The sequence below is a fragment of the Thermostichus sp. OS-CIW-33 genome (genome assembly GCF_054059615.1).
In genome coordinates this window covers 25,746-43,525 of sequence record NZ_JBSSCH010000008.1, presented here as the reverse complement: position 1 = coordinate 43,525, position 17,780 = coordinate 25,746, and the positions used below count along the sequence as shown (strand labels likewise).

Genomic DNA, 17,780 nt, shown 5'->3' with positions numbered 1-17,780 from the left:
ATTGGGACTCCGCCCCCCTGACGCGACCCGTGTTGCCTAGGTCTTTCGGAGCGGAAACTGTTTGCGCTAGCGGTGCGGAGCAACATGGGCTGCTGTAGGCATAGCACCTGTGCCGCTGACTTGAGGGGGATCCAGAGAACAGGCAACATTCCCATCGGCAGTGCGGAGCCCTGGGCCTGGGATGCCACGTAGGCGCAGCTGCGTGATCAAGTCGGCCCGCTCCAGAAACGAATCTGGCATCTCCGGCCCGGTGATCACCATGTCCATGGAGATGGGGCGTTGGTCGATTAAGCTCAGCACTTCCGCTTCTGGGATCAGGCCCAACTTCACAGCCAAGCTCAGCTCATCCAACACCACCAAGTCATAGCGGCCACTCCTGACAGCCTCCTGGGTAAATTGCCACAGCTCATCCAATGCCACCCGCTCCTCAGGCTCTAGGTGAGGTGTATCGATGCAGCGGTGCAGGCGACAACGAACCCACTCCAAGGATCTGCCCAGGGAGAGACGATTTTCGGGCCCCTGATTGATCCCACCCTTGAGAAATTGCACGATCAGCACCCGCGTTCCCTGGCCGGCCAAGCGCATCGCCTGAGCCATGACGGGCGTAAACATGCCCCGGCTGGGGTGGGTGTAAAGCTGCAGGGATCCCTGGGGAACCAACTGGGCGGAGAGGGATCCATTCTGCTGAAGGAAAAGCTCGCCGGCAGCAGGGCTGGCTTGAGCCGCAGGCTGTTTGGCGCGGGCTACAGGAGCGGCATCCTTGGAGGAAGGCATAGGATTTGGAGAAGCAGTGCAAACCACGTTCTATCTCGCGAGCAGGCTAGAGAACACGGCCCTAGGTTACAAGGCCTACAAGTGGTGGAGAGCGTCGGCTATGGATTCCATGAAACACCACCTGTGCGTATCCGTCAATGAGTCGGTTCTGCTTCTAGCTGGCATACAAATCATCCCCAATAGAGTAATAGAAAATACAATCCTTGCCCATCCTAGCCTTTTGGCACAAGAGGCAATACCTGAAAAGCTTTGACAGGGGATCTCAATAAAATTTCAGGCCTAGCCCAGAAGCTTGTGTGTGGGGCTATCCCACTTGAGTATAGAGGTGCTCTATAAAAATTTGAGAAAAAGATCAATTTCTTCCAAATAAGATTAACTCTCACAAACAGGAATGCCAGTACCAGCAGCCCACCCACGAGAGAGGAGCAAGGGTCAACCTACCCCAAAAGCCTTGTCCACCAGGAGAGATAGTCATTTTTAAAATAACTATACATTTGGTCGGGAGCCGGGTAGGCCTACACATTAGCGAACATTCGTAGTAGAGAGAATTGTAACCAAAAGTCCAAGGAGTTAATTTCTAACCTCGAGAGTGAAGAAATATAAATTCGTCAATCATCTTCGTCAAAAATGGATTATTGACAATACTTTTTTGAAAACCAGCATCTGATTTAGCAGAAGCGTAAAGAATTGCGTGCCTTTTATACTCTGAGGTCGTCTTCTTCAAGAGATCGCCTCTTTGATCATTTTTCTTACCGGTCTCAAGGCCAATGTTTTCTACTTAATTTAATCTCTATTTCTGTTATGAGAATGAGCATTGGGCGTTCAGTTTGGATCCCACTTAAAATTGACCTGAAAAAGCTCTGGGGCTTTGGGTGCTGAGATTGCCGGGATCCTATTGCGCAATCAAAGCCGAGTCCTTCCTCTGGCGAGGAGAGATTTTTGTTGAGAAGGTAGATCCAATCCTGGAGAATACTTGACCCCTCATCCAAGCAGCCGGGAAGTCCGGGGATCCCACCCTCGATCCCTGGATCAAAGGGAAAAGACTCCATCCCGCCGGCACAAAAGTTTTCTGTCACCGACTTGGGCTTGGGAAAAACCCTAGGCCATTGTGAACTCGGGGTGTACGCCGCCGGGAGGGACTGGGATCCGTCTCACTGTTGGGTGGGCTGGCTTCTGGGTGTCGGTGTTCCCAATTGACGGCTTCTCCCCCCAGCACCAAGGTGGAAGCATTGCCCCCATCCAAGTTCAAGGCATGGCGACAGCCCAATTGCTGCATCAACTGCGCCATCTCCAGCAGGGTAAGCCCTTGATTTTCCTGGGCATTGCCGGCGGTCACCAGCAGCAAATGTCCGCTGTCCAGTTGACCAATGGCACTGCGGGCGGCTCGCTGCCTGCGAAAGAGGGGTTGAAATGCCTCCAATCGGGCATCCAAAACCACCTGCCCATCCAAGAGCAAGAGCGGCCCTGCCCCTAGGATGTGGGGATAGGCCTCCAGCTCGGGCGGATCCAAGCGCAGATGAAGGCTGAGGCGATCCCCGGGAACCAGCTTGCGGGCTTCTAGGGCACCTTCTAGCCCCCGCCCTGCCAATACATACCCCTCGCTGGGAATCCGTACCGTCAAACTGCCGGCCAGGCCAGCCATCAGAATCTCTTGCACCTGATCCTGCCGCACCATCACGAGCATTTCGTCGTCCGTTTGGGTGGTGTAGGTGGATCCCCAGTCGGGGGTGAACTGGGAGATGCCGGGCAGGATATAGCCTGTATTGATGCCCACCACTGGGATTTGATCCCCAATGGCATTGCGCAGCTCTGCTTGCATCCGCAAACGGGCAAAGCGCACGGATCCCCCTTCTTGCCCTGCCGTCCCATCCGACCAAGCGATGACCCCACGGCCCAAAATGGGGCTGGAGATCCAACGGCCATCCCGACGAATTGCCCCCAGCGGCTGACGGGTGTTGCGGTTGAAAAACCCACCGTTAATGGCGGCTACTGCCCCCTGTTCGGGGCCAAAGGAAGACAGCTCCCCCAAACCCACCAGCCCCGCAGGTGCAGCCCAGATAGGCCGCAGTTGGCCCGCTGCGAGAGAAATGACCACGATAGAAACGGGGATCCGATTGTCTCCAACCCAAACCTCCTTCTGGTACAAAGGGATCCCTTGCACCACCCGCACCGGCTGCACACCGAGGGTCACCTGAGCTTGAGCAGCCACGCTGGGCAAAAAGAGAGCAGCAGTGCAGGCTAACCCCCAGCCCATGACCCAGGCGCTCAGCTTGGTTTTGGACATGTCTTCACGTCTTTAGGGCTTCACCATTGTCATTGGGAGATGATTATCCCCCTGCGGCAAAGGTTCCCATCACAATGAGCGACAACAGGATCCCGGGAAAGAGCAGCGTCACCAAGATCAGCAGTTCGGATAGGGTCATTGGGGAATGCTACCTACTTAAGGATTGAGCCAACACAGCAGCCCTAATTTTCACCCTAGCGATCCTATGGAAGTGGCCCAGGATCTCTTTGGGATCCCTTAACACTCGATCACCGGTTTTTGCGGCTGCCCGTGCATGCCATCTCTCGCTCTGCCGACAGTATCCTGGCAAGGGGAAAGCCTTATCCAACGGTTCCTATGGGCATCCAAGGCAAACGCATTGCCGTCGAACCCGACAATCTTCGCCCCTGGCTCAAAGAGGCTGTTTTGGCAGGGGGTGGCGAAATTGTGCCCCTGGCAGAAGCAGAAGCCTTGGTCTGGGCCGATGCCTTTGATGTGCCCGGCCTGAAGCGTTGTCTGGCGGAAGGGAAAGGGATCCGCTGGGTGCAGCTGCCCTGGGCAGGGGTGGAACCCTTTGTTCGGGCGGGAGTCTTGGATCCCGCTTATGTGTGGACTTGTGGCAAGGGGGTCTATGCCCAGCCAGTGGCGGAACATGCCTTGGCCCTGACCTTGGCCGGCTTGCGCGACTTGAAGATCCGCGCCTTGGCCCAAACTTGGCAGGAGGGCTCCGGTACCAGCCTCTGGGGTAGCCGTGTGGTCATTTTCGGGGCCGGGGGCATCGCCCAAGAGTTGATCAAGCTGTTGCAGCCTTTTCAATGCTCCATCGACGTGGTGCGTCGCAAGGCGGATCCCTTGCCGGGTGCCACACGGGTGGTGACGCTCGCGGAACGGCAAACGGTGTTGGCAGGGGCAGATGTGGTGATCCTGGCTTTGGCCCTCACGCCGGAAACCGAGGGGATCATCGCCCAAGCTGAGTTGGAGCAGATGGGATCCCAGTGCTGGCTGGTGAATGTGGCGCGAGGAAAACACATCGTGACCCCCGACTTGGTGGCCGCCCTGCAGCAGGGGGTCATTCGCGGGGCCGCCTTGGATGTCACGGATCCCGAGCCCCTACCGGATGGGCATCCCCTCTGGAGCTTGCCCAACTGCCTGATTACCCCCCACACTGCTCTTACCGATGCCATGATTGTCCCAGCCCTCTCTAAGCGGGTGCGAGAAAATGTGCGGCGCTTCCGGGCCGGGGATCCCTTGCTGGGGGTGGTGGATCCGGTTTTGGGGTATTGAGTCCTCTAGCCCCCCTCCCTTGGGGAGCCTGGGATCAGAAACATTTGACACCAAACCCTACTGCGGAGCCATCTCCTGCACGCGGGCAGCAATGGCCTTGGCCATTTCCTGAGTGCCGACGGGATCCCCTGTGGCCAGGTCATAGGTGACCTGCTTGCCCTCGGCGATCACCGCCTGCACCGCCGCCTCCACCCTTGCGGCAGCCTCCCGCTCTCCCAGGTAGCGCAGCATCATCGCCCCGGAGAGGATCAGAGCGCAGGGGTTGACTTTGTTTTGGCCAGCGTACTTGGGAGCAGAGCCGTGAATGGCCTCAAAAACCGCAATGCCGTCGCCGATGTTGGCCCCCGGCGCCACCCCCAGCCCGCCGATCATCCCCGCGCACAAGTCGGAAATGATGTCCCCATAGAGGTTGGTGAGCACCAGCACATCGTAGAGCTGCGGCTTTTGCATCAGTTGCATGCACATGTTGTCCACGATGCGATCTTCAAACTCGATGTCGGGATACTCCTGGGCCACCTCCCGCGCCACCTGCAGAAACAAGCCATCGGTGAATTTCATGATGTTGGCTTTGTGCACTGCCGTCACCTTCTTGCGGCCATTCTGGCGGGCGTACTCAAAGGCAAATTTGACAATGCGGCGGCTGCCGAAGTCCGAAATGGGCTTGATGCCGATGGCGGATCCCTCGCGGATGGGTTTGCCGGAAAGGCGCATCATTTCCTCCCGCGCTTGGATGGCTTCCGGCGTGCCCCGTTCAAACTCGATCCCGGCATAGAGATCTTCAGTATTTTCCCGCACCACCACTAGGTCAATGTCTTGAAAAGGGCTTTTGACACCGAGCATAGATTTGGCCGGGCGCAGGTTGGCGAAAAGATCCAGCTCCTTGCGAATGGCCACGTTGACCGAACGAAAGCCAGTACCTACGGGAGTGCCAATCGGCCCTTTGATCGCCACTTTGGTTTCCCGAATGGACTCCAACACCTGGGGTGGCAAGGGGGTGCCGTATTTTTCGATCACCTCCACTCCTGCTTCTACCGGGATCCATTCCAACCCAACCCCGGTAGCCTCCAAGACCGTGGTCATCGCCTTGGCCACTTCCGGGCCGATGCCATCCCCAGGGATCAAAGTCACACGATAGGCCACAGATGCTTCTCCTCGCAGTGTTAACGACAGCGCAAAAACTCCGCCTTGCCAGCGTGAGAGGATCCCCTACAAACGGGTCAGACAACCGGGGATCCGTTGAGCTTAAACGACTATAGAACAGGTTGAGACCGAAAATGCTGCGTCCGCTACCTTGAAAAGACTGGGCTGGGGACAAGATTAGGAACTCGGCGGCAAAGAGATCCGCAGTTCCACCACTGTGCCACTGCCAAAGCGGCGACTACGCCAAGCAATGCTTGCCCCGATCAACTCGGCTCGGTAGCGCATGTTGAGCAACCCGTGGCCATGGCCGGGCGGCTGGGCGGGATCCGCCCCGCTCTTGGACTCCGGCATACCACAGCCATCGTCGATGATCTTCAGCTAGAAATCGCAGGAGCCCCGCACTGTACCCGTAGGGTCAGTGTCGGGAGGAATGCGGAAGTTATGATAGAACCATGACCCAAGTCCTGACCGTATCCTGCAAGCTCAAGGTGTCCCAGTCGCAAGCCGCCAAATTGGACGCGACTTTGGAGGCTTTTGGCCAAGCCTTGAACTGGGTCAACCAGAACACGCCGGAGAAAGTCGCCAACGCCGTTAAGCTCCAGTCTCTGTGCTACCGCGAAATCCGTGCCCGGTTCGGCTTGTCCAGTAACTTGGCAAGGACTACGTCCCGCTTACGCGACCAGCAGGTCTGCAGACGGCTGGCCGGTGCCCGTAAAGTTGCCCAACAGAAAAACCGCCCCGTCAAAGCGTTCAAGGGGGGCTTCGCTACCTACGACGCTCGTATCTTTTCGTTCCGCGAGAAAGACTGGACGGTGTCGCTGACCACGGTGGAGGGTCGGGAGCGCTTTGAGCTGGCGATTGGCCGTTACCAGAGAGAACAGTTGGCAGGCTCCAATCCCAAATCTGCCACTCTGGTCAAGCGTAAAGACGGCTCCTACTCTATTCAGATCTGTGTGGAAACGGAGCCATCCCCACCGCAACGCACGGGTAGAGTGCTGGGGGTGGACTTGGGAAGGACGGATATTGCCCATACGTCAGAGGGGGATAACTGGAATGGACAGCAGTTGAACCGAGTCCGAGACCACTACTCTCGATTGAGGGCGGCACTCCAACGCAAAGCCAGTAAGGGCACACGCAGTTCGCGGCGCAGATGCCGTCAACTGCTGCAACGGCTGTCTGGCAAGGAGAGACGCTTTCAGGCGTGGGTCAATCATCGCATCTCTAAAGCTATTGTCTCTAGGGCAAAAGCTACCAACAGCGCTATCGCCCTGGAAGACCTGACAGGGATCCGGAAAAGAGTCAATCAACAGCCGCGCAGCAAAGCCGAGCGGCGCAGGGCCAACAGTTGGGCGTTCTACCAACTACGTCAGTTTCTGGAATACAAGGCGAGGGCTGCAGGGGTTTCTCTGATTCTTGTGCCGCCTGCTTACACGTCGCAGACCTGTCACCGGTGCTTACACATCCACCCTGAGCAGGGCAAGTCCTACCGCAGTGGCAAGTCGTTCAAGTGTGGGCACTGTGGATGGGAAGGAGATGCGGATTTGAATGGTGCGAATGTGATTGCGCTTTTGGGGGCTGTCGTAAACCAGCCTAGAGGTTCGGGCCTGTTTTGTTCTCTGGTAGAGCAGAGCAGGCTCAGGGCTACTGAAAGCCCACTCCGTACCGCTTTAGCGGTCGGAGTCGGGTAGTTTACCTCCAAGTGGGTGTAGGGAGCCTGAGGGTTGATAGAGGAACCGGCGTCCTGTTGAACCTTGGGCTGAATGATGAGATCGATGCGCCGTGCCCCCGCGTGTTTGACAATCAGAAAGCTGGCTTCCAGAGGTGTCCGGCTCAGCAGAGCCAAAGCCCCCAGCCGCTCCTCCCCCCGGTTAATCGGGTAGGCAACAAAGCCTCGCAAGCCATTGGCCTTCACCCACTCCGGGGCGGGCATCCAGGCTTCTTGGGCGGGATTGTTGCTCAAAAGCGGCAGACCCTCCTGGGCCACCCGTCCCAAAGGGCTGTCGTCAGGGTAGATCCGCTGAATTTGGTCATGAGCAGGACTGAGCAGGCCGGCATGGGCCACCGACTGAAAACATCCTTCCTGCGGGTCGAAAAACCAAAGGCGAGCTGAGGCTGCACCCAGACGATCCACCATCTGCCGTACCAAGGTCTGGGCCAACTTGAGCACACACTGCTCCAGCTCCCTCGTCTCTACAGAGTCCGAAGAGGATGGGGAAGACAACTGAGAAGAGAGCAGCACCAGTTCTTGGACAATTTGGTTTGCAGCCTGTAGCTGGCCTAGCAGCATAGGATCCCATCGCGGCAGCGGTGCGGAGCACTTTCAACAGAGGCAACCGAAGGCTTAACAGCAAGAGATAAACTTCTATCAACAAGAAACCAACTTCTGCACAGCCTCTAACCGCCCCAAAGCCCAGCCCCGCCGCTGGAGAAGGGCAAAAGATTCCAGCAAATCCGGCCCCTGCAGATCCCCTGTCAGGGCGGCCCGCAAACTCTTCATCAGCAGGCCCTTTTTCATGTTCTGGCCCTTGGCCACCTGATCCACCAGCGGTTTTAAGCTGTCCGCCGAAACCTGGGGCAGCTCGGCAGCAGCCAACGTGGTGGCCATAGCAGCCATAGCCTCTGCCGCCCCGGGCAGGCGCAACTGTTCCAGAGCTGGCAACGTGTAGCAGAGGGGCTCCTGAAACAAAAAGCGGCTGAGCGGAGGAGCTTCTGCCAGGCGGTCGATGCCATCGGCAATCAGGCGGGCCACATCTTCTAACCAGGTGGGATCCGGCACTCCGGAAAGGTCAAACCCTGCCGCCTGCCAAAAGGGGGTGAGCCGCTCCACCAGTTCTGGCGGGGAAAGCCGCTTGATGTACTGGCTGTTGATCCAGTTGAGCTTGTCCCAGTCAAAGCGGGCAGCCGCACGGTTAACCCGGTCAAAGTCGAACAGCGCAGCCGCCTTTTCCAGAGAGAAAAGCTCTTCCCCATCTGGAGGAGACCAACTGAGCAAGGCCAAATAGTTCTTGAGAGCTTCCGGCAAAAAGCCCAGCTGCTGGAACTCCGTCACCGAAGTTGCCCCATCCCGTTTGGAGAGCTTTTTCCCTTCCGGGTTCAGGATTAAAGGAGAATGGGCGAACTGGGGAGGTTCGTAGCCAAGAGCGCGGTAGAGCAAAATCTGCTTGGGGGTATTGCCGATGTGATCTTCGCCGCGAATCACATGGGTGATGCCCATGTCGATGTCATCCACCACCACCGCCAAGTTGTAGAGAGGGTAGCCATCCGCTCGGGCAATGACCATGTCTCCTCCCAAATCCTGGGTGTTCCAGGTAATGGGGCCGCGGATGAGATCCACCCAAGACACCTCTAGGGGCTCCTCGATTTTGAAGCGGATCACCGGCTGCCGCCCCTCGGCTTCGTAGGCTCGTCGCTGGGCTTCGGTGAGAAAGCGGTGGCGGTTGTCGTAGCGGGGGGCTTTGCCGGCAGCCTTCTGGGCAGCGCGCATCTCCTCCAGCTCTGCCTCGCTGACGTAGCAGCGGTAGGCCAGCCCTTGATCTAGAAGCTGCTGCACCACTGCTTGGTAGCGCTCGATGCGCTTGGACTGGTAGACCGGCCCTTCGTCCCAGTCTAGGCCCAACCAGGCCAGGCCCGCCAAAATGTTGCGGGTGTAGCGGGGCAAAGAGCGGTCGCGGTCGGTGTCCTCAATGCGCAAAATGAACCGGCCACCGTGGCGACGGGCATACAGCCAGTTGAACACTGCCGTCCGGGCGGTGCCGATGTGCAGATTTCCAGTTGGACTGGGGGCAATGCGAACACAAACACTCACAGGTCTAAGGATCCCAAGCAGAGTATCCCGATCCTAGTCGGCGGCGAGATCCTTTGTCATGTTGGCCCTCCATTGGGTTGCAGGCGGTTGCCAATCGAGGCATTTCGAGTAGAATCCGCCTTAGCTGCCGGTCAAAAGGTAGGCTTCATGGGGATCCAAGTCAATGAGCAACGTTCAAACCCCGCTTTTTTCCGGTGTTGAGGAAAAGCTGTAGCGCAGGAGGAATCCCAGCACATGCGTCTGACTTTGGCCATTCTTCTGGGTTGTCTGTCCGCCGGGATCCCGATTGGATCCGCCTTGGCCCAAATTGCCTATCCTTCCTATCCGGTGGGAGATGCCCTAGACAGGATCCTGTTGGATACAGGTAGGAATGTGGATCCGGTCACTTTCCCTGAGGAGGTGGTACGCTCCCAGGCCCGGCAGACCACCGCCTTCTTCACCACGCTGCTGAACCAACGCACCAACATCCCACCCCTGCGCTCGCTAGATTTGCCCAGTCCCTATCAGGCTTCGGTTCGTACCCAGGCCGGGTACTACCGCGTGACCCAGACAGAGCCCGTTTTGGATTTTGAAATCTTGCGCTAGGCAGGGCAGGTATTCGGGGCCTGTTCCAGCGCCGGCCTGTTGCTGTTGCCAAAACGTTGTGTATGAAGCTCCGTTCTACTGCTGCGCGGAAGAAAGCTAGCTAGGGCGGTGGTTGTGCCCTGGTCGGCGTGGCGGAAAGGGCAGTGACTGCCTGGCGGTTGCCTTAAAGCTGTTCACCCAGGAGGGCATGGTTTTTCTCAGCGAAACAGCTCCCTGGAGAGGCGCTCCGCCGGCGCAATCGGACAAGAGGGAACTGGGGAAAGTTGTGTTTGTGAGAGCCTTCATCCTATGGCCCGCTCGCGCGGACGGTAACTGCCTCTCCGGTCAGCGAAAAAGCTCGCGTGGCGGTAATGCGCACCGGCACCAGGGATCCCTGCAGTTGCTCCGGATCCCCTTCGAAGAACACCAAGCGATTGCCGCGGGTACGCCCCATCGCCTGGCGGGGGTTTTTCGGGTTGGGGCCTTCCACCAGCACCTCTTGCACCTGGCCTAGGAGTCGGGCACTGCGGGCGGCGGCCACCTCGGCCACCAGTCGGTTCAGCCGTTGCAGGCGGTCGCTTTTTTCCTCCTCGGGCACTTGGTCGGGCCACTCAGCGGCGGGGGTGCCGGGACGAGGGGAGTAGGCGGCGGTGTTCACTTGGTCAAAGCCAATGTCCTGCACCAGTTGCAGGGTTTCTTGGAACTGAGCTTCGGTCTCTCCCGGGAAGCCGACAATGGCATCGGCGCTGATGGCGGCTTCGGGCATGTATTGGCGGATGAGCTGGATGATCTGGCGATAGCGCTCGTGGGTGTAGCCGCGCCGCATCCGCTTGAGCACTTCGTTGCTGCCCGCCTGGAAGGGGATGTGGAAGTGCTCGCAGACTTTGGGCAGCTCGGCGCAGGTGGCGATCAGCTCCTCGGTAAAGTAGCGCGGGTGGCTGGTGGCAAAGCGAATCCGTTCAATACCTTCCACCGAATGGACGAAGCGCAACAAGCTGGCCAGGTTGGTTTTCGGATCCAGATCCCGTCCGTAGGCATCGATGTTCTGCCCCAGCAACGTCACCTCTCGATAGCCTGCTCTGGCCACGTCTTCGATTTCGGCGCGGATGGCCTGGGGCTGGCGGGACTGCTCTTGCCCTCGCACCCGCGGCACGATGCAGTAGGTGCAGCGCTCGTTGCAACCGTAGATAACGTTGATCCAAGCAGTGACCTGGCTGTCGCGACGGGGCTTGGTGATGTCTTCTGGGATCTCAACCGGCTCGGTGGCCACCACCTGGTTTCCGGCTTCCACCTGCGCCAACAGATCCCCAAGGCGGTTCACGTACTGGGGGCCCATGACCAGATCCAGCTCAGGGACGCGGCGCAACAATTTTTCCCCTTCCTGCTGGGCCACACAGCCGGCCACAATGAGCTTGATGGCCGGGTTTTTGCGCTTGCGCTGCGCCTGGATGCCCAGGTAGGAATAGACCTTTTGCTCAGCATTGTCGCGGATGGTGCAGGTGTTGTAGAGAACTAAGTCCGCCTGCAACTCATCTTCGGTGGCCACATACCCCAGGGACTCCAGGATCCCGGCCATGCGCTCGGTATCGGCGCGGTTCATTTGGCAGCCGAAGGTGATGGTGTGGTAGGTGGGAGCAGCCATGGGAAGTAACAGCACAAAGAACCACCATCTTCGAGCTTAGCGGATCCTTAAAAATGGCTGAGGGGTTTGAGACTGCAACGGTTAGTCTAGATAAAAGTTCCTACACCGGCAAAGGCTCATGTTGCCCAAGCATCGTCCCAAGCAACTATCGCTGGGCCCTCTGGAATCGGAAATCTTGGAGATCCTCTGGGATCTGGGCAGCGCCAGCACCCGTCAAATCCACGAGCGCATCTTGGCCGATCCGGATCGGGAGCTGGCCTATGCCTCTGTGACTACAGTTTTGCAGCGCTTAAGCCAGAAGGGCTGGGTGAGCTGTGAGCGCCGCACCGATCCCCAAGGGCGGAATCTGCCCATGCTGTGGCGGCCTCGTCTTTCGCGTCAGGAAGCGGCCAGCCTCAGGGCCTTCACCCACCTGCAGCAATTTTTGGCCGTGGGGGATCCCGATACGGTGGCAGCCTTTGCCGATAGCCTGGATCAGGCCAGTGTGTCCCAGTTGCAGGCGATTGCCGAACGGCTGCGGGCGGCCCGTCAAGCCAGGAGGGATCCGCGATGAGCCACTTGGGCATGTTACTGCTGGGCTTGGGCCTCAGTTGGCTGTGGCGGGTGCAAGTGCGCCTGGATAAGGGGGGCGGGTGGAGCCGGCGTTGGCAGCGGGCTTGGATCCACTTCTTGCTGCCCCCGCTGCTGTTGCTGACCACTGCTTTGGCCTTGGCCTGGATGGGGCCGTGGGGACAAATGGCCGGGGTGGGGGGCTGGTTCTGCTACGGCTGTGCTCTGCTGTTGCTGGCCGTGGCCGGCGGCGTGGCCTTGCACTGGATTTGGGAATACTGGCGCTCCTATCGACGTGCCCATCTGCAAGCTTTAGCCCATGTGGATTTGCATGGCTCTCCGGCCTATGTGCTGGATTTGGAGATCCCTTTTGCTGCTCAAGTGGGGGTGTGGAATGCCCAGTTGGTGGTCAGCCGCGGCCTGCTGGAGCAGTTGGATGATGAGCACTTGCGGGCTGTAATCGCTCACGAAGAAGCCCATCGCCACTACCGCGACACCCTCTGGATGTTTGGGGTGGGCTGGCTGCGACGCCTCACCGGCTGGCTGCCCAACACCGAGGCCCTCTGGCAGGAATTGCTCACTCTGCGGGAACTGCGGGCGGATCGCTGGGCGGCCCAACGGGTGGATCCCTTGCTGTTGGGAGAGGCCCTGCTGCAGGTGGTGGGCTATGGCGTGGTGGAGCAACCGGCGGCGGCCTGGGTTGGCTTTGCAATGGCCGTGAGTTCAGACTCAGGGCAACGGCTGCAGGAGCGTATCGATGCCCTGCTGCAGCAGGCAGAGTCAGGGCCCGTCGATCCCCTACCCCATTCTTCTTCCATTCGGGGTTGGGCCTGGTTGGGGTTGTCCCTATTGCCTTTGCTGGCGATCCCGTTCCATACCTGAAGATTGACGGCGATTCCTCAACCAAATTGTCCTTGGGTTGGGGAAGCGAGCTTGAAAAAAACCACCAGTTGACGCCCAAAGCCTGAGATCTGCTTTGCAAGCAGAATGGGATACTCTAGGTCAGGTTTTCTGGACTTCTAGGGACTTACAGCAGTGCAAACCAACTCTTCCCTTTCTGAGGCGACTGGGTCGGCCTGTGATCCCCTTACGCGGGCGCAGATCCTCATCGAGGCTTTACCCTACATTCAGCAGTACCAGGGCCGCGTTATTGTCATCAAATACGGCGGCGCAGCCATGGTGCACCAAGAGCGACGGGCCGAGGTGCTCCGAGACATCGTCTTTCTGGCCTGTGTGGGGATCCGCCCGGTGTTGGTGCATGGGGGGGGGCCGGAGATCAACAGTTGGCTACAAAAACTGGACATTCCCTTCAAGTTTGTGGATGGCTTGCGGGTTACCGATGCCGCCACCATGGAAGTAGTGGAGATGGTTTTGGTGGGCAAGGTTAATAAGCAGATCGTCCAGCTCATCAGCTTGGCCGGCGGATCGGCGGTGGGGCTGTGCGGGCGGGATGGCAACTTGATCAAAGCGCGATCCCAGGGCCGGGCAGAGATCGGCTTTGTTGGGGAAGTGAGCAGCATCAACCCCCAGTTGCTGCAAACCCTGTTGGAAGGTGGACAGATTCCGGTGATCTCCAGCGTGGCTGCCGATGAGACAGGCCAAGCCTACAACATCAACGCCGATACGGTGGCGGGAGAACTGGCGGCTGCTCTGGGGGCAGAAAAGCTGATTTTGCTCACCGACACCCCTGGCATTCTCAAAGATCCTCAGGATCGCAGCTCTCTGATTACGTTGCTGGATATCGAGACGGCTCGCCAGTTGATCCAAGCCGGTGTCGTCAAGGGCGGCATGATCCCGAAGGTGCAGTGTTGCATTCGCGCCTTGGCACAAGGGGTACGGGCAGCCCACATTCTGGATGGGGGATCCCCTCACTCTCTGCTGCTGGAGATTTTGACCGATGCCGGGGTGGGCACCAAGCTTGTTCCTTCTCAGTTTTCCGCCCAGTTGGAAGGACTGAACAACGGATCCCGCTAAGCTTCCTTGATAAAGCGAAGAATCTCCCGCACATGGCCGAGAAACTGGCTATCCACACTGAGCTGAGCCACAGCTTGGTGGGTCTCCTGGCGCAATTGCCTGTGCTCCAGCTCGTTGCTGGCCCGGAACTGTTCCAGTTGGGCTTTGAGCGCGGCCAGCTCCTGCCGCAGGTAGCGCCGGGTTTCTTCCTCCTGTTGGGCCCAAGAACCGGGCTTGCCGGGATCCCATTGCTCCTGCAACTGCTCGACTTGGCGTGTCAACTGCTTTATCCGCTCGGCCAACTCGATGGCATCTTCGCGAGGGATCTGGATTTGCCCTTGCAACTGGGCCAAGCGGTCGGCCAAATACTCGTAGCCCCGGATGGCCGGGCGCAGAGCCGTTAACAACACCGCAGCCACGGCGCTGGGGTAGCCAATGGGGGTGACTTGCCCAACGGCCAAGCCATAGAAAGCCAGAGCCGACAGCCCATGCAGGGCAATGGCCACGCGCAACGACCAGCGGCTGAGCTTTTGTAGGAAAGCCAAGGTTGAATCTTCCACCGGGATCCCTCGTTCCTGAGACACAACCGCCTCCTGCTGAACGGCCTTGGCCTGAAGGTAGAGGTTCCAGGGAAGGGTGACGATCACCACCAGCCACCAAAAGCTGGCGATCCCAATGGCCCAATCGGCCAGCTCCCCAATAGGTAGCCCAAAAGCCCGCAGCAGGACAAACAGGATCCCGCCGCCGATCAACAACAGCAGCCCCGCCACCCAAACTGGGAAAAAGATTTTCGAGTAAGACACGGAGTAAGAGGTTGAGTAAGACATTGCCGGTTTCTCCTCATCAAGCTGCCTACAGCCTGCCCGAACCGAGCGGCCAGAAGCTCCTGAAGCGGCCAGTTTTCCGTCCGTCCCAGAGCCATTAGGGGTGCAGCTATAGCCATTCCCAATGGCGAGGAAACCCTTGCGGATCCCAAACTCCCTCTCCCTCAGGGAGAGCGCTTAGAGTAGATCAGTGCTCTCTATGAGTTGTCTTTGTTGTTCTCGGGTGTAAGCCTGTGAGCCTTACCGCCTCTCCCCCCGATACCGATTTAAGTAGGGATCCCCGCCCGCGGCGAGCCAGCGATTGGCGGCTGCTGCGGCTCCTCTGGCCCTACGCCCGTCGGCACCTGAAGCTACTGTTGGCCGCCTTGGCCTTTCTGCCTCCCTTGGCGCTGGCGGATGCGGTGCAGCCTCTGATCCTACAGCGGGCTCTGGATGGCCCCATTGCCCGAGCGCTGGAACGAGGTGAGGCCGGGATCCTCTCCGACCTTTGGCCCTATGTGGGGCTGTTGATCCTAACGGTACTGGTTCGCTGGCTCTTCCAAGCCCTGGAAGGGTATGTCAGCCAAAAGCTGGGGCAGTTGATGACCCGCGACATCCGCGACGATCTCTTCGCCCACATTCTGGCCTTGCCGGCTCAGTTTTTCGACCGCACCCCGGTGGGTAAGCTGATCACCCGCATCACCAACGATGTGGAAGCCCTGGGAGATGTCTTTTCCACCGGTGCCGTCGGCATCGTCAGCGACCTGTTTACTCTGGGGGTGATCGCGGTGGTCATGCTCAGCCAACGCTGGGATCTGGGCTTGCTGCTGATCTTGATCGTCCTGCCCATCAGCGCCGTTGTCCTCGAGTTGCAGCGCCGCTTTCGGGATGCCAACTTTCGCGTGCGCGAAGAACTCTCCAAGCTGAACTCCTGGATCCAGGAGAACATCTTGGGCATTACCGTGGTGCAACTGTTTCGGCGGGAGCGGCTCAATAGCGAGATTTTTCAAACCATGAACCGCCGCTACATCCGGGAAGTGGATCAAACCATCCTTTATGATTCTGCCCTTTCTGCCGTTTTGGAGTGGGTGTCTTGGCTGGCCGTGGCGGCTTTGCTCTGGGTGGGCGGGCAGCAGGTGATGTCAGCCGGTAGGGGCTCACTTGGAGGGGGATGGACGGGATCCCTGCCCCTGCCCGGGGAACCCCTCACCTTTGGCAGCCTCTACGCCTTTATTCTCTTTTCGCAACGGTTTTTCAACCCGCTGCGGCAGTTGGCGGAAAAGTTTACGGCCCTACAGGCGGGGTTCACCGCCGTCGAGCGCATCGATGCCATCCTCAGCCTGCCGGTCGCCATCCGGGATCCCGCTCAGCCCCGCCACTTGCCCCCCAATGCCAGAGGAGAGGTGCAGTTCGAGCACGTCTGGTTTGCCTACAACCCCGGGGAGTGGGTGCTCAAAGACCTCACCTTCACCATCCGCCCCGGAGAAAAAGTGGCCCTGGTGGGGCCTACGGGAGCCGGGAAAAGCTCCATCATTCGCTTGCTCTGCCGTCTCTACGACGTAACCCAGGGATCTATTCGCATTGACGGCGTTGATATTCGGGATCTCCCCCAGGCTGAGCTGCACCGCCACCTAGGGGTAATCCTGCAGGATGGATTTTTGTTTTCCGGGGATATCCAGCAAAACATCACCCTAGGAGAGAAGGCAGATCTAGCGGCAGTGGAGCAGGTCGCCCGCCAACTCAACCTGCATGACTTCCTCCGCAATTTGCCCCAAGGCTACGCCACCCCTGTGCGAGAGCGGGGCAGCAACCTCTCCAGCGGCCAGAAACAGCTTATCAGCTTTGTGCGGGCCATGTGGCGGGATCCCAAAATCTTGGTTTTGGACGAAGCCACCGCCAGCCTGGATGTGGGCACCGAAGCCCTCCTGCAATCCGCTCTAGACACCCTGCTGCGGGATCGCACCGCCCTGATCATCGCCCACCGCCTTTCCACCATCCGCGATGTGGATCGCATCTTGGTTCTGCAGCGGGGGGAACTCAAAGAGCAGGGATCCCATGCCGAGCTCATGGCCCTCAGCGGGCTCTATGCCAGCCTATATCGGCTGCAAGATCTGGGCGGCTAGCAGGGTGCTTCTGCCCAACCGTCAGCGACTGGCGCCAAAGCGAGACCGAATTGCCTTTAGGGTGGTGAAGCTGGCATCCGCGAACGCGATGCGAGCCTTGCAGAGTAACAGATTGCCGTTATCCACGGCAGTGTCTCTCAAGCTGGCCAAACCATCGCTGGCCTGCACCAGGGCACGGCGGCCCCAGCTAGAGAAATTTTTGCTGAGGGTGTTGATCAAGCGTTCCATAGGGATTGGACATTCCGCTCCTTGTCTTCCACCTAGCCTACTCCCCCAGCCGCAGGTATCCACAGAGGGCCATCAAGAAAATTGTTTGTTACAGATTGTTAAAAACTTGCCGTCAAGCCGGCAGACTGGCTATGATAGGCCCCAAGTTTGGCAAGCAATTCAAAGAAAGCGGTTAGCCATGAATCATCGGCCAGAGGTAGTGGAAGGCACAGAGTCCAAGCAGAAGGTGACCCTGTATCTCTCACCTGAGCTGCACCGGAATCTGAAGATTCGGGCTGCCGTGGAGCGGGAGCCGATGTCGGCAGTGGCAGAGAAGGCCATTACCTTCTATCTGCTTCACCCAGAGGTCATTGAAGGGGTACAAGGTAGCGCCTATCGTGTCCATCAATGTCCCAAGTGTAGTCACCCATTTGTTATCCGCGATGGAGAGGTGGTTTCCCTGCACCAGACATCGGCTGCCGAAGCCATCCTTGAAGAGGTGGAGCCAGAATACTGGGGATCGGCTGCTGGCTCGGAAGAGCAACGGCAGGATGCTCTGGTACCCTGCTAGAACGCTCCCAAGCGGGCCCCCTTCAGGAACTTGAGCTGATAGGAGCAGACAGCAACACAGAAGGCTTCTAAAATCCTCTCAAAATCCATCCAACAAGGGCGT

16 protein-coding genes and 1 pseudogene are annotated in these 17,780 nt (G+C 58.7%); 8 read left to right on the top strand and 9 right to left on the bottom strand.

Annotated elements, in window-relative coordinates; genetic code table 11:
- Positions 1 to 66 precede the first annotated feature (66 nt).
- Complete coding sequence (locus ACVWZG_RS07675) at positions 67 to 774, bottom strand: cob(I)yrinic acid a,c-diamide adenosyltransferase (RefSeq protein ID WP_148202730.1); 708 nt, start codon at positions 772 to 774, stop codon at positions 67 to 69.
- 1,072 nt (positions 775 to 1,846) lie between these two features.
- The gene (locus ACVWZG_RS07670) at positions 1,847 to 3,058 is read right to left on the bottom strand and encodes a phosphodiester glycosidase family protein (protein WP_457405824.1); all 1,212 of its coding nucleotides are present in this window, start codon (positions 3,056 to 3,058) and stop codon (positions 1,847 to 1,849) included.
- A 336-nt stretch (positions 3,059 to 3,394) separates the two neighbouring features.
- Here ACVWZG_RS07670 and ACVWZG_RS07665 point away from each other — a divergent pair, with 336 nt between their 5' ends.
- Complete coding sequence (locus ACVWZG_RS07665; RefSeq protein WP_457405822.1) at positions 3,395 to 4,321, top strand: D-isomer specific 2-hydroxyacid dehydrogenase family protein; 927 nt, start codon at positions 3,395 to 3,397, stop codon at positions 4,319 to 4,321.
- A 57-nt stretch (positions 4,322 to 4,378) separates the two neighbouring features.
- On the opposite strand, the gene ACVWZG_RS07660 is transcribed toward ACVWZG_RS07665, so the two are convergent.
- The gene (locus ACVWZG_RS07660; protein ID WP_457405820.1) at positions 4,379 to 5,461 is read right to left on the bottom strand and encodes an isocitrate/isopropylmalate dehydrogenase family protein; all 1,083 of its coding nucleotides are present in this window, start codon (positions 5,459 to 5,461) and stop codon (positions 4,379 to 4,381) included.
- 177 nt (positions 5,462 to 5,638) lie between these two features.
- Positions 5,639 to 5,830: a sensor histidine kinase gene (locus ACVWZG_RS07655; RefSeq protein WP_414426261.1), complete on the bottom strand. Its 192-nt coding sequence runs from the start codon at positions 5,828 to 5,830 to the stop codon at positions 5,639 to 5,641.
- Between the two features lie 83 nt (positions 5,831 to 5,913).
- Between ACVWZG_RS07655 and ACVWZG_RS07650 the strand changes: the two genes are divergently transcribed.
- Complete coding sequence (locus ACVWZG_RS07650) at positions 5,914 to 7,149, top strand: RNA-guided endonuclease InsQ/TnpB family protein (RefSeq protein ID WP_457405817.1); 1,236 nt, start codon at positions 5,914 to 5,916, stop codon at positions 7,147 to 7,149.
- Positions 7,150 to 7,292: 143 nt separating this feature from the next.
- On the opposite strand, the pseudogene ACVWZG_RS07645 reads toward ACVWZG_RS07650, so the two are convergent.
- Together ACVWZG_RS07645 and gltX are read right to left on the bottom strand one after the other, a co-directional pair.
- Positions 7,293 to 7,748, bottom strand: a pseudogene (locus tag ACVWZG_RS07645) (GAF domain-containing protein); the annotation flags it as partial.
- Between the two features lie 78 nt (positions 7,749 to 7,826).
- The gene (gltX, locus tag ACVWZG_RS07640) at positions 7,827 to 9,266 is read right to left on the bottom strand and encodes a glutamate--tRNA ligase (protein WP_457405815.1); all 1,440 of its coding nucleotides are present in this window, start codon (positions 9,264 to 9,266) and stop codon (positions 7,827 to 7,829) included.
- Positions 9,267 to 9,500: 234 nt separating this feature from the next.
- On the opposite strand from gltX, the gene ACVWZG_RS07635 reads away from it, so the two are divergent.
- The gene (locus ACVWZG_RS07635; RefSeq protein WP_457405813.1) at positions 9,501 to 9,851 is read left to right on the top strand and encodes a hypothetical protein; all 351 of its coding nucleotides are present in this window, start codon (positions 9,501 to 9,503) and stop codon (positions 9,849 to 9,851) included.
- Between the two features lie 286 nt (positions 9,852 to 10,137).
- Here ACVWZG_RS07635 and miaB read toward each other — a convergent pair whose 3' ends face one another.
- A complete protein-coding gene (gene miaB / locus ACVWZG_RS07630) occupies positions 10,138 to 11,472 on the bottom strand; it encodes a tRNA (N6-isopentenyl adenosine(37)-C2)-methylthiotransferase MiaB (protein ID WP_414344772.1) in 1,335 nt (444 codons plus the stop codon).
- A 118-nt stretch (positions 11,473 to 11,590) separates the two neighbouring features.
- Here miaB and ACVWZG_RS07625 point away from each other — a divergent pair, with 118 nt between their 5' ends.
- From ACVWZG_RS07625 to argB, 3 genes are all read left to right on the top strand, one after another.
- Positions 11,591 to 12,025, top strand: coding sequence for a BlaI/MecI/CopY family transcriptional regulator (locus ACVWZG_RS07625; protein WP_414344770.1), 435 nt, complete (start codon positions 11,591 to 11,593; stop codon positions 12,023 to 12,025).
- Positions 12,022 to 12,903 carry a M56 family metallopeptidase gene (locus tag ACVWZG_RS07620; RefSeq protein ID WP_457405811.1) on the top strand — a complete coding sequence of 294 codons (882 nt, stop codon included), beginning with the start codon at positions 12,022 to 12,024 and terminating at the stop codon, positions 12,901 to 12,903. The genes ACVWZG_RS07625 and ACVWZG_RS07620 overlap by 4 nt, the downstream gene beginning before the upstream one ends.
- A 153-nt stretch (positions 12,904 to 13,056) precedes the next feature.
- Entirely contained in the window at positions 13,057 to 13,995 is a 939-nt protein-coding gene (argB, locus tag ACVWZG_RS07615) for an acetylglutamate kinase (RefSeq protein WP_414373667.1), read from the top strand.
- Here argB and ACVWZG_RS07610 read toward each other — a convergent pair.
- Entirely contained in the window at positions 13,992 to 14,801 is an 810-nt protein-coding gene (locus ACVWZG_RS07610) for a hypothetical protein (protein WP_457415323.1), read from the bottom strand. The genes argB and ACVWZG_RS07610 overlap by 4 nt on opposite strands.
- Before the next feature lie 230 nt (positions 14,802 to 15,031).
- On the opposite strand from ACVWZG_RS07610, the gene ACVWZG_RS07605 reads away from it, so the two are divergent.
- Positions 15,032 to 16,900, top strand: coding sequence for an ABC transporter ATP-binding protein (locus tag ACVWZG_RS07605; protein ID WP_457405806.1), 1,869 nt, complete (start codon positions 15,032 to 15,034; stop codon positions 16,898 to 16,900).
- A gap of 21 nt (positions 16,901 to 16,921) precedes the next feature.
- Here the strand turns inward: ACVWZG_RS07605 and ACVWZG_RS07600 are convergent, their stop codons facing one another.
- Positions 16,922 to 17,128, bottom strand: coding sequence for a hypothetical protein (locus tag ACVWZG_RS07600; protein WP_041436551.1), 207 nt, complete (start codon positions 17,126 to 17,128; stop codon positions 16,922 to 16,924).
- 178 nt (positions 17,129 to 17,306) lie between these two features.
- On the opposite strand from ACVWZG_RS07600, the gene ACVWZG_RS07595 reads away from it, so the two are divergent.
- A complete protein-coding gene (locus ACVWZG_RS07595) occupies positions 17,307 to 17,678 on the top strand; it encodes a hypothetical protein (RefSeq protein WP_041436554.1) in 372 nt (123 codons plus the stop codon).
- The last annotated feature ends 102 nt before the right edge of the window (positions 17,679 to 17,780 follow it).

Excerpts from the sequence above, each read along its gene's own strand:
- ACVWZG_RS07675 (WP_148202730.1), bottom strand. The coding sequence starts at position 774 with ATGCCTTCCTCCAAGGATGCCGCTCCTGTAGCCCGCGCCAAACAGCCT.
- ACVWZG_RS07670 (WP_457405824.1), bottom strand. The coding sequence starts at position 3,058 with ATGTCCAAAACCAAGCTGAGCGCCTGGGTCATGGGCTGGGGGTTAGCC.
- ACVWZG_RS07665 (WP_457405822.1), top strand. The coding sequence starts at position 3,395 with ATGGGCATCCAAGGCAAACGCATTGCCGTCGAACCCGACAATCTTCGC.
- ACVWZG_RS07650 (WP_457405817.1), top strand. The coding sequence starts at position 5,914 with ATGACCCAAGTCCTGACCGTATCCTGCAAGCTCAAGGTGTCCCAGTCG.
- ACVWZG_RS07635 (WP_457405813.1), top strand. The coding sequence starts at position 9,501 with ATGCGTCTGACTTTGGCCATTCTTCTGGGTTGTCTGTCCGCCGGGATC.
- miaB (WP_414344772.1), bottom strand. The coding sequence starts at position 11,472 with ATGGCTGCTCCCACCTACCACACCATCACCTTCGGCTGCCAAATGAAC.
- ACVWZG_RS07625 (WP_414344770.1), top strand. The coding sequence starts at position 11,591 with ATGTTGCCCAAGCATCGTCCCAAGCAACTATCGCTGGGCCCTCTGGAA.
- ACVWZG_RS07620 (WP_457405811.1), top strand. The coding sequence starts at position 12,022 with ATGAGCCACTTGGGCATGTTACTGCTGGGCTTGGGCCTCAGTTGGCTG.
- ACVWZG_RS07610 (WP_457415323.1), bottom strand. The coding sequence starts at position 14,801 with ATGTCTTACTCAACCTCTTACTCCGTGTCTTACTCGAAAATCTTTTTC.
- ACVWZG_RS07600 (WP_041436551.1), bottom strand. The coding sequence starts at position 17,128 with ATGGAACGCTTGATCAACACCCTCAGCAAAAATTTCTCTAGCTGGGGC.
- ACVWZG_RS07595 (WP_041436554.1), top strand. The coding sequence starts at position 17,307 with ATGAATCATCGGCCAGAGGTAGTGGAAGGCACAGAGTCCAAGCAGAAG.